Annotated in this window: 10 protein-coding genes; 7 read left to right on the top strand and 3 right to left on the bottom strand. The window is 68.6% G+C overall.

Features of this window, described 5'->3' with window-relative positions:
• The coding region (locus ACT6S0_RS23780) for a TRAP transporter large permease subunit (protein ID WP_444766246.1) at nucleotides 1-1,036 on the top strand (1,036 nt) is incomplete at its 5' end.
• Here ACT6S0_RS23780 and ACT6S0_RS23775 read toward each other — a convergent pair.
• Nucleotides 1,027-1,920 carry a DMT family transporter gene (locus ACT6S0_RS23775; RefSeq protein ID WP_444766245.1) on the bottom strand — a complete coding sequence of 298 codons (894 nt, stop codon included), beginning with the start codon at nucleotides 1,918-1,920 and terminating at the stop codon, nucleotides 1,027-1,029. The two genes, ACT6S0_RS23780 and ACT6S0_RS23775, sit on opposite strands and share 10 nt — an antisense overlap.
• The gene (locus tag ACT6S0_RS23770) at nucleotides 1,917-2,684 is read right to left on the bottom strand and encodes a hypothetical protein (protein WP_444766244.1); all 768 of its coding nucleotides are present in this window, start codon (nucleotides 2,682-2,684) and stop codon (nucleotides 1,917-1,919) included. Before ACT6S0_RS23770 ends, ACT6S0_RS23775 begins: the two co-directional genes overlap by 4 nt.
• A 125-nt stretch (nucleotides 2,685-2,809) precedes the next feature.
• On the opposite strand from ACT6S0_RS23770, the gene ACT6S0_RS23765 reads away from it, so the two are divergent.
• A complete protein-coding gene (locus ACT6S0_RS23765; protein WP_444766243.1) occupies nucleotides 2,810-3,319 on the top strand; it encodes a DUF4440 domain-containing protein in 510 nt (169 codons plus the stop codon).
• On the opposite strand, the gene ACT6S0_RS23760 is transcribed toward ACT6S0_RS23765, so the two are convergent.
• Nucleotides 3,309-6,854 (bottom strand): indolepyruvate ferredoxin oxidoreductase family protein, encoded by a 3,546-nt coding sequence (locus ACT6S0_RS23760; protein WP_444766242.1) that lies wholly within the window; start codon nucleotides 6,852-6,854, stop codon nucleotides 3,309-3,311. The genes ACT6S0_RS23765 and ACT6S0_RS23760 overlap by 11 nt on opposite strands.
• A 61-nt stretch (nucleotides 6,855-6,915) precedes the next feature.
• On the opposite strand from ACT6S0_RS23760, the gene ACT6S0_RS23755 reads away from it, so the two are divergent.
• The 5 genes from ACT6S0_RS23755 (at nucleotide 6,916) to ACT6S0_RS23735 (ending at nucleotide 10,506) form a co-directional block, all read left to right on the top strand.
• On the top strand, nucleotides 6,916-7,074 hold the full coding sequence (locus ACT6S0_RS23755) for a hypothetical protein (protein WP_444766241.1): 159 nt from the start codon (nucleotides 6,916-6,918) through the stop codon (nucleotides 7,072-7,074).
• Complete coding sequence (locus ACT6S0_RS23750; protein WP_444766240.1) at nucleotides 7,071-7,568, top strand: Lrp/AsnC family transcriptional regulator; 498 nt, start codon at nucleotides 7,071-7,073, stop codon at nucleotides 7,566-7,568. The genes ACT6S0_RS23755 and ACT6S0_RS23750 overlap by 4 nt, the downstream gene beginning before the upstream one ends.
• Before the next feature lie 170 nt (nucleotides 7,569-7,738).
• On the top strand, nucleotides 7,739-8,851 hold the full coding sequence (locus ACT6S0_RS23745) for a GGDEF domain-containing protein (RefSeq protein ID WP_444766239.1): 1,113 nt from the start codon (nucleotides 7,739-7,741) through the stop codon (nucleotides 8,849-8,851).
• 112 nt (nucleotides 8,852-8,963) lie between these two features.
• A complete protein-coding gene (locus ACT6S0_RS23740) occupies nucleotides 8,964-9,863 on the top strand; it encodes an EamA family transporter (protein WP_444766238.1) in 900 nt (299 codons plus the stop codon).
• A gap of 10 nt (nucleotides 9,864-9,873) precedes the next feature.
• Nucleotides 9,874-10,506, top strand: coding sequence for a hypothetical protein (locus tag ACT6S0_RS23735; RefSeq protein WP_444766237.1), 633 nt, complete (start codon nucleotides 9,874-9,876; stop codon nucleotides 10,504-10,506).
• Nucleotides 10,507-10,641: the final 135 nt, after the last annotated feature.

Here is a 10,641-nt window from a genome sequence, read left to right as displayed (position 1 = left end):
TCCCGTCACCGAGCCTGACACCCCTGGGGCCGCGCCATCGGCCATCGCCGAACCGGCGCCGGCCGCGGCGCCCGGCGCCGCGCCGCCCCCAGAGCGCGGTCGCGGCTGGGTCGGTTGGGCGGTCACGGCGGTGGCGCTCGTGGGCTTCTACGCGCTGCTCAACTTCCAGCGGCTGGAGATCTTCAAGCTGCTGCTGACCAGCTTCTTCCCGCTGCTGATCATGATCCTGGCGGTGCTGGGCTCCATCGTCTTTGGCCTGGCCACGCCCACCGAGGCGGCCGCGGTCGGCGCCTTTGGCGGCTATGTGCTGGCCGCCGTCTACTCGGTGGTCAACAAGCGCGGGCCTGGCCAGCGCCGCCCGGTGTTCCTGGTCTGGCTGCTGCTGTGGCTGCCGCTGATGGCATCTCTGGTCTGGTTTGCGGCGCACAAGCAGGGGCTGGCTTCCGAGCCGGTCAGCCCGGTGTTCGGCGCCGTCGCTGCGGGCGGCGTGCTGCTTTGGGCCCTGATGGCCTACCGGCAGGCGCGGCTGCAGACGGAGGTCAGGGAGTCGGTCTTCCTGACCGCCAAGACCACCGCCATGGTCTGCTGGCTGTTCGTCGGCTCGGCCATCTTCTCGGCCGCCTTCGCGCTGCTTGGGGGGCAGGACCTGGTGGAGAAGTGGGTGCTGGGCATGCAGCTCAGCAAGACCGAGTTCCTGATCCTCAGCCAGCTCATCATCTTCATCCTGGGCTGGCCGCTGGAGTGGACCGAGATCATCGTGATCTTCATGCCCATCTTCATTCCGCTGCTGGACCACTTCGGCGTCGACCCGCTGTTCTTCGGCCTGCTGGTGGCGCTGAACCTGCAGACCGCCTTCCTCAGCCCGCCGGTGGCGATGTCGGCCTTCTACTTGAAGGGCGTGGCCCCGCCGCACGTGACGCTGAACCAGATCTTCGCCGGCATGCTGCCCTTCATGGGCATACAGATCATCGCCATCGTGCTGCTCTACATCTGGCCGCAGATCGGTCTGTGGCTGCCCAAGGTGCTCTACGGTTGACGTGACGGGCGGCTGATCAGGAAGACGCCGGCCAGCACGAGCCCGGTGCCGACGGCGATCCATGCACTCATCGGCTCATCCAGGATGAGCACGCCCATGATCAGCGTGCTCATCGGGCCGACCATGCCGACCTGCGAAGACAGCGGCGCGCCGATGCGGGCGATGGCCAGCATCACCATCAGCACCGGCGCCACCGTGCAGGCCGTGGCGTTGAGCAACGACAGCCACAGCACCGGCTCCGCCACGGCAGCGGCGGACAGCGGCCGCAGCAGCGCGAACTGCGCGATGCACAGCAAGCAGGCCACGCTGCTGGCCAGGCCGGCCAGGCGCATCGAGCCCAGGCGCTGCACCACCTTGCCGCTGAGCGCGAGGTAGACCGCGTAGCTGACCGCGCTGCCGAGCACCAAGGCCGCGCCGAGGGCCGTGTTGCGGCCTTCGAAGCTCAGCTCGTGAACGAACACGGCCAGCACGCCGGCATAGCTGATCGCCATGGCGATCACTTGGCGCGCCTGCAACCTGTGTTGGAAGAACAGCACCGAGATCAGCAACACCAGCGTCGGGTTCAGGTAGAGGATCAGCCGCTCCAGGCTCGCCGTGATGTAGGCCAGGCCGGCGAAATCGAGGTAGCTCGCGAGGTAGTAGCCGGTGAAACCGAGCACGGCGATGTCACGCCAGTCCTGGCGCGTCAGCGCGGGCTTGCCCCGGCTGGCCCACCAGGCCATAGCCAGGAAGAAGGGCAGCGCAAGCAGCATCCGCCACATCAGCAGCGTGACCGCGTCGACGCCGTGGCGATAGGCCAGCTTGACGATGATGGCCTTGCCGGAGAAGCCGATGGCGCCGAGCAGCGCCAGCAGCAGGCCGGGCCAGATCCGCCTGGAACTCAAAGCAGTCCGTAGGCGGCGCGCAGGCGTGCCGCCGTGCCGTTGACTTCCAGCGACCGCATGGCCGCGACGACGCGCGCCAGTCGTTCCGGGGCGATGCTGGGTGCGTGGGCCAGCAGCTGCGAGTCGGCATGGAAGACAGTGGGCAGGATGCGCACGCGGCCTTGCAGCCCCTCGGCCTCGATGACGTGGCGCAGCGTCGCGTCGGACTGGTAGAAGAAGCGCCCGCGGCCATTCAGCAGCTTGCGCATGTTGCGCGCGTTGTCCATCGCGCCGTCGTCGACGATGAGGCCCGGCTGCTCGGCCAGGAAGCTCGGGTAGCCGGTCGCACGCGTGGCGAGGATGACGCCCTGAGCGCCCAGGGCGCGGATGTCGTCAAAGCTGCGCACGTCCACAGCGTCGTCGGCCCGCACGGCCAGTTGGTGGCGCACGTTGTACAGCGCCGGCGCGTCGACAAAGCGCAGGCGCGCGAGGCGGTCGCGGGTCCTCATCAGACCGAAGAACAGGTCGATGCGCTCGGCCGCGAGGTCGCTCTCGATGCGTGTCAGCGGCAGCGCCTCGTCCAGGCCGCTGAACTTCAGGCCGGGGTCGATGCGCTGCAGCGCATGGATGTAGTCCACGCAGAACCCGGGCGGGCCATCGCCGCCGAGGTTGAACTTCAGGTTCATGCCCGATTGGGCTGCGGTGCGCAGCACCTCGCCGCGCGCGGCCGCATGGCCGGCGGCCAGGGCCAGCGGCAAGGCGATGAAGAGGCGGCGGCGCAGCATGGCGGCCGCAGTCTAGAGTGGCCATCCTGCGTGCGCCGCGAAGCTCGCCGCACGCAGCGGCAAGCATCCGTCAGCCCGTCGTCAGCGCAGGGTGCCGGGCGGATATCCAAGGAAGGGAGAGCAACATGGCATTCATCAACACGCTGCGCAGGCCGCTTGCGGCAGTGGCCTGCCTGCTGCTGATGGTGATCGGCAGCGGCTGCACCACGGCACCCAAGGTGGTCGTGTCGCCACCACTGCGCTGCGACGACCCCGCGAGCAACTGCGTCAACGACCTGATGCAGGCGCTGGAGGACTGGAAAGACGCCTACAACAGCCGCGACCCGCGACGGCTGCAGCAGCTGTATGCGCCGGGTGCCCTGATCACCGACGACGAGTATTCGGGCGTGCCACTGGACGGCGTCGCGCTGCCGCAGTTTTTCGACCAGATGGCGCAGCGGCCGACGGCGCGCATGCGCTGGATCATCGGCAACCTGCAGTTCTTCGGCGACACCGCGGTGCGCTCGGGCGAATACGCATTCACCGAGGAGGTCGACGGCCAGGCGAAGGACAGGCCGGCGCGCTACAGCTTTGCCTACCAGCGCCTCAATGGCCGCTGGCTGATCGTGCTGCAGCACTCCACGCTCAGACCTTAACCAGCAGCGCGTCCCACTTGGCCTTGGCGACCTTCTCGTGGCGCTCCTTCACATGGCCGTAGCCACGGATGCCCTCGGGCACCCGAGCCAGCTCAATCGCCGTGGCCAGTGATTCGGCGCTCAAACCGGCCAGCGCCTTGTCGACACCGGCGCGGTAGTCGGCAATCCAGCGGCGCTCCATCTTGCGCTCGGCCGTGCGGCCAAAGATGTCGAAGGCCGTGCCTCGCAGGCCCTTCATCCGGGCCAAGGCCGCGAATGCCGGGCGGATCCAGGGCCCGAACGGACGCTTGACCAGCTCACCCTTGTTGTTCTTCTTGGCCAGCAACGGCGGCGCCAGATGGTGCACCAGCTTGTAGTCACCCTCGAACTGGTTGGCGACCTTGTTGATGAAGGACGCATCAGTGTGCAGGCGGGCCACCTCGTACTCGTCCTTGTAGGCCATCAGCTTGAACAGGTAGCGCGCCACGGCTTCGGTCAGCTGCGTCGTGGCGCCCAGCTTGGCCTCGGCAGCGCGCACCTTGTCGACGTAGGCCTTGTACTCGGCCGCGTAGGCGGCGTTCTGGTAGCCGGTCAGGAAGTCCACGCGCTTGCTGATGATCTCGTCGACACCCTGACGCTTGACGAACTGGATGACCTGCTGGGCTGCATAAAGCGCCTGCACGGCCTTCAAGTCGCTCGCGCAGCGCCGACCCCATTCGAACGCGATCTTGTTGTTGTCGATCTGCACGCCGTTGAGTTCGATGGCGCGCATCAGCGCGTCATAGCTCAGCGGGATGCGGCCCTGCTGCCAGGCGTAGCCCAGCATCAGCGGGTTGGTGTAGAGCGAATCGCCCACCAGCTTGACGGCCACCTCCTCGGCATCGAAGGAGCCGAGGAGGTCGCGGCCCACGGCGTTACCCACTGCCTGCTCGCAAGCCGCGCCGGGGAAGCTCCAGTTGGCATCGTTGACGAGGGTTGCCGTCGGCGAGCCATGCGTGTTCAGCGCCACATAGGTGCGGCCCTCGCGCATGACGGCCAGCGTGGCCTTGTTGGCGGCGACGATGGCGTCGCAGGCGATGACGAGGTCGGCCTCCGCCGTGCCGACCTTGGTACAGAAGATGGCGTCGGGGCTGTTGGCGATCTGGATGTGGCTCCAGGTCGCACCACCCTTCTGGGCCAGGCCCGCGGCGTCCTGCGTGATGACGCCCTTGCCTTCCAGGTGGGCCGCCATGCCCAGCAGCTGGCCGATGGTGATGACCCCGGTGCCGCCGACACCGCCAACGACGATGCCCCAGGCCTTGTCGGGATTGGGCACGTCCGGCATGGCCAGCGGCGGCAGCGCGGCGTCAAAGGGGCTCTTGCGCGCGTCCTTCTTGGGCTTCTTCAGCTCGCCGCCTTCCACGGTGACGAAGCTCGGGCAGAAGCCCTTCACGCAGGAGTAGTCCTTGTTGCAGGTGTTCTGGTTGATCTGGCGCTTGCGGCCGAAGTCGGTCTCCAGCGGCTCGATGCTCAGGCAGTTGGACTGCACCGAGCAGTCGCCGCAGCCTTCGCAGACCAGCTCGTTGATGACGACGCGCTTGGCCGGGTCCACCAGCTTGCCGCGCTTCCTGCGGCGGCGCTTCTCGGTGGCGCAGGTCTGGTCGTAGATGATGGCCGTGGTGCCCTCGATCTCGCGGAACTGGCGCTGGATCTCGTCAAGCTCGTCGCGGTGGTGCACGGTGACACCCGGGGCCAGCGCCACGCCTTCGTACTTGGCCGGCTCGTCGGTGACGATGACCAGCTTCCTCACGCCTTCCGAGATCACGCTGTTCATGATCTGGATGACGCTGTGGCCCTCGGGTCGCTCGCCGACCTGCTGGCCGCCGGTCATCGCGACCGCGTCGTTGTAGAGGATCTTGTAGGTGATGTTCACACCGGCGGCGATGCTCTGGCGGATGGCCAGGCTGCCGCTGTGGAAGTAGGTGCCGTCACCCAGGTTGCTGAAGATGTGCTTCTCGTCGGTGAAGGGCGCCTGGCCGACCCAGGGCACGCCCTCGCCGCCCATCTGCGTGAAGGTGGCCGTGTTGCGGCCGGGCATCCACGTGACCATGTAGTGGCAGCCGATGCCGCCGACGGCACGCGAGCCGTCGGGCACACGGGTGCTGGTGTTGTGCGGGCAGCCGGAGCAGAACCACGGCGTGCGGTCGGCGCCGCCGGCGGTCTGCATCTCGGCGGTCAGCGATGCCTCCTTGGCATCGATGACCGCCAGCCGCGCGTCCAGGCGGGCGGCGATGTCGCTGTCCACGCCGAGCTTCTTCAGGCGCTTGGCAATGGCGCGGGCAATGATGGCCGGCGTCAGGTCAGCCTGCGGGCGCAGCAGCCAGTGGTCGCTGGGGTTGGGGACGCTCCACTCGCCGCCCTCGCCGCCGTCACCGGCGTCGAACTTGCCGAGCACGTTCGGGCGCACGTCGGCGCGCCAGTTGTAGAGCTCTTCCTTGACCTGGTATTCGATGATCTGGCGCTTCTCTTCGACGACCAGGATCTCCTGCAGGCCCTTGGCGAAGTCGCGTGTGATCTGCGCCTCCAGCGGCCACACGACATTGACCTTGTGCAGCCGGATGCCGATGCGACGGCAGGTGTCGTCGTCCAGGCCCAGGTCGTGCAGTGCCTGGCGGGTGTCGTTGAAGGCCTTGCCGCTGGTGATGAGGCCGAAGCGGTCGTTGGGGCCCTCGATGACGTTGTAGTTCAGCTTGTTGGCGCGGATGTAGGCCAGCGCCGCGTACCACTTGTAATTCATCATCCGCGACTCTTGCTCGAGCGGCGGGTCCGGCCAGCGGATGTGCAGGCCACCGGCGGGCATCTGGAAGTCTTCCGGCAGGATGATGTTGACCCGGTCCGGGTCGACGCTGACCGAGGAAGAGGATTCCACGATCTCCTGGATCGTCTTCATGCCCGCCCACACGCCCGAGAAGCGGCTCATCGCAAAGGCATGCAGGCCCATGTCCAGGATGTCCTGCACGCTGCTCGGGAAGAAGGTCGGAAAGCCCACCGCCTTGAAGACGTGGTCGCTCTGGTGCGCCGCGGTCGAGCTCTTGGCGATGTGGTCGTCTCCCGCGATGGCGATGACGCCGCCATGCTTGGACGTGCCGGCCATGTTGGCGTGCTTGAACACGTCGATGCAGCGGTCCACGCCCGGGCCCTTGCCGTACCAGAGGCCGAACACGCCATCGAACCTGGCCTTCTCGGGGAAGAGGTCCAGCTGCTGCGTGCCCCAGACGGCCGTCGCGCCGAGTTCTTCGTTGACGCCCGGCTGGAACACGATGTTCTGCTTGGCCAGATGCTTCTTGGCCGCCCACAGCGCCTGGTCATAGGTGCCCAGCGGCGAGCCGCGGTAGCCGCTGATGAAGCCGGCCGTGTTGAGCCCGGCCAGCGCATCGCGGGTGCGCTGCAGCATCGGCAGCCGCACCAGCGCCTGCACGCCGCTCATGAAGGCACGGCCGGAATCAAGCGCGTACTTGTCGTCGAGGGCGACGGTCTGCAGGGCGCGCAGGATGTGTTCGGGCAGCGGTGCGTTCATGGGATGGAACTCCAGAGTGGCGACCCGAGAGACCAGCCCTTGTGAGGCAGGCGCGCGGGCCATGGGCCAGTATGGCCGGGCCGATCAGTGTAGGGAAATGGTCGCGCGCAGTGCTTTCTCAATTGCGCTCGAAACCAGCCTCGCCAGCAACATTCTTTCTCAATTGCGCAAAAATCGCTTCCAATTGCATCGTCCCTTCGCCGATCAGGGCAAACCATGAGTTCTGAAGAAGCCACCCCGGAAGCCCTCGACCGCCACCACATCGCCATCCTGGCCGAGCTGCAGGCCGATGCCCGGTTGTCCAACGCCGAGCTGGCCCAGCGCATCGGGTTGTCGGCCGCTCCCACCTGGCGGCGCGTGAAGTGGCTGGAGGACCAGGGCTACATCACCGGCTACCGCGCCGAGATCGACCGCCGCAAGCTCGGCCTGGGCGTGCTCGCCTTCGTGCGCGTGGACGCCGAGCGCAGCGCCGGCGCGGCCACCAAGCCGCTGGAGGACGCCATTCGCCAGCTGCCCGAGGTCATCGCCTGCCACTACATCTCGGGCGCCGGCACCTTCGAACTGCAGGTCATGGCCACCGACCTGGACGCTTTCTCGCGCTTCTCCATCGACACGCTGCTGAACCTGCCCAACGTGAAGGACATCCACACCAGCTTCTCGCTCGGCGAGGTCAAGGCCAGCGGCGTGTTGCCCCTGAGCCACCTGAAAGGATGAGCCCATGGGGCAACAACCGTCCCACCGCTGCCGCGCGGGAGCGTCCTGACAGGGCGCGCGCCCTGCTGACCGGTTACGTGCACTGACACGGCAACCGGGCGTGATCAAGAACCGCCGGCCACGCGCGCAAAGGCAAGGCCCGGCACCGCAGCCGCGTTAGGCTTGCAACCATGGCGACGGCACACCTCCATCGGCTTGGCGACCTTTGGCTGGGCAGCGAGCCCGCCCAGCGGCTGCGCCTGCGCCAGACGTCGCTGGCGATGGTGCTGATGGTCATCAGCGTGGCCATGTTGCACTACGCCGTGCGCATCGGCGGCGGTGAGCGCGGCCTGGCCTTGTGGGCCTGGACGGTCTATTCCCTGGGCGGAATGGCCGCCATCTACGCCACCATTCGCAGCGGCTGGTCGTTGCACTTTCCCGACCCCTCGCTGACCCGGCTGCAGATCGCCTTCGCCATCAGCGCCGCCGCCTTGGGCTATGCGCAGGCGGGGCCGCTGCGGGGGGCCTGCTTCCCGGTACTGACATTGATTCTGATGTTCGGCATGTTCCAGCTGCGCGCCCGCAGCGCCTATGAACTCAGCGCGTTTGCGTTGGTGTGGTTCGGCGGGGTCATGGGCGTGATGGCGGCCCTCAAGCCAGCCAGCTACCCGCCGGCCGTCGAGATCGGCCACTTTGTGATGCTGGCCTGCATGTTGCCCGCCGTGGCCGTGCTGACGGCGCGCCTGAGCCGCATCCGGCGGCGCCTGTCGGACCAGCGCAAGGAGCTCGCCCGCGCGCTGGACCAGCTGCAGGCGATTGCCACACGCGACGAGCTGACCGGCCTGCCCAACCGCCGCCAGGTGCAGGCGCTGATGGACCAGGTGCTGCTGCGCTCGCTGCGCCACCACCACGACTTCTGCATCGCCCTCGCCGACCTCGACCACTTCAAGCGCGTCAACGACCTGCACGGCCACTCGGCCGGCGACGCGGTGCTGCGCGCCTTCGCCCAGGCGGGCCAGGCGGCCATGCGCGGCACCGACGTGCTGGCGCGCTGGGGCGGAGAGGAGTTCCTGGTGCTGATGCCCGACACGGCCATGCCCCCGGCCCTGGGCGGCATGGAGCGATTGCGCGAGCACACCGCCGCGCTGCAGGTCGACGTCGGTGGCGCCACGGTCTCGGTCACCGTCTCCATCGGCCTGACCGGCCACCGCCGCGGCGAAACGCTGGCGCAGACGCTGGAGCGCGCCGACCGGCTGCTCTACAAGGCCAAGGCCGAGGGGCGCAACCGCGTCTGCGTCGACTAGGCCCCCTCGCCCAGTCTCGCCCCGCTGAACGCGGGCGCGCCTGGGCGGTCCTCCCGGTGGACGGGCCGGCGTGGGAGCGGCGCGGCGCCCGGCCCGCAAAATCCCGGGTGACATGACCTCCTCGCTGCCGCTGCGCCACTTCCTGCTCGCGCTCGCCGTCGTGGTGATCTGGGGCAGCAACTTCGTCGTCATCAAGGTCGCGCTGGATGTGCTGCCGCCAATGACGCTGGCGGTGCTGCGCTTCGCCATCGCCTTCGTGCCGGCCTGCTTCTTTCTGGCGCGCCCGGCGGTGGGCTGGCGCAACCTGGCGGGCTACGGCCTGTTCGTCGCGGTTGGTCAGTTCGGCCTGCTCTACCTGGCGATGCGCAGCGAGATCTCGCCCGGGCTGGCCTCGCTGGTCATCCAGACGCAGGTGTTCTTCACGCTGCTGTTGGCCGTCTGGCTGGCCAAGGAACGCGTGCTGCCCAGCCAGTGGCTTGGCCTGGCGCTGGCGCTCGCCGGCATCGTCGTCATCGTGGGGCACACCGATGGCACGACCACGCCGCTGGGCCTGGGCCTGGTACTGGCCGCGGCCTTCTCCTGGGCCTGCGGCAACATCGTCGGCAAGCGCGCCGGGCGGGTGAACATGCTGGCCTATGTCGTCTGGAGCAGCGCCTTCGCGGTGCCACCGCTGCTGGTGCTGGCGGTGGTGGTCGACGGGCCAGGGGCCATCAGCGCCGGGCTGGCCGCCGCTGACGCCGGCACCTGGGCCGCGGTGGTGTGGCAGAGCTTCGCCAACACGCTGTTCGGCTACGGCTGCTGGAGCTGGCTGCTGGCGCGCCATCCGGCCGCGAGCATCGTCCCGATGGCACTGTTGGTGCCCATCTTCGGCATGGGCGCCAGCAGCCTGCTGCTGGCCGAGTCGCTGCCGGGCTGGAAGCTGACGGCTGCGGCCCTGGTGATGGCCGGTCTGGCGATCAACCTGTTCGGACCGCGGCTTTTGCAGTGGCGACAGCCCCCGGCGCGGGACTAAGCTCGGGCGCATGAAGCGCCGCCTGCTGCTACCGCTCTTGCTGACCCTGCTGGCCGCGCCCGCTGCGGCGGCGCCGCCTGCGGTGCAGCTGCTCGTGGAACTGCGCTGGGTGGACAGCCAGCTGCCAGGCGCCGCCCAGGCCGGCGTGCGCGACGGCGCCGTCGTCATCGGCACGGCCGGCACCGTGTCGCCGCACGGCCCAGGCGTCGTCACGTCCACCGCGCAAGCCACGCCACCGCCGTTTCAGCGGCTGCAGGTGCGCAACGGCCACCGTGCCAGCCTGCGGCTGACGACGCGCGAACCAGTGCAGTGGATGGACACGGTCGTCGAGGTCGCTCCCACCGGCGCCGTGCGCGGCGTCTACGTCAATCCGCAGCCGCGCGAGCGGCGTGTCACGCAGGGTTTCACCGTCACGCCGACCTGGCCCGGCGGCCGCGCACCGGTGCGCGTGGCCTTCGATGTCGACGACGGCGACAACCTGTTCCGGTCCACACTGGACCTGCCGCTGGAACGCTGGCAGACCGTCGCGCGCAGCGGCGGCGGCGCATCGCCCCCCGCGCCGCGCGGTACCGTCAGCAGTCGCGACGCCGCCGGACAGCCGGAGCGCGAGCTGCAGCTGCGCGTGTCCGTCAACCCGGGTTGAACGCGCTGTTGATCTGCGGATAAGGCGCCGCGCCGTCGAACAGTTCGGCCCCACCGCCTTCGGCCAGGAAGCCCGCCGCCGCCCGCTGCACCCGGCCCCAGGCCGCCTCGGCCATGGCGCTGCCGGCGCTGATGC

The organism is Roseateles sp. (assembly GCF_052436255.1).
Lineage (GTDB): Bacteria > Pseudomonadota > Gammaproteobacteria > Burkholderiales > Burkholderiaceae_C > Pelomonas.
The sequence above is the reverse complement of the archived record's forward strand: the minus strand, read 5'-3'. Positions and strand labels throughout refer to the sequence as shown.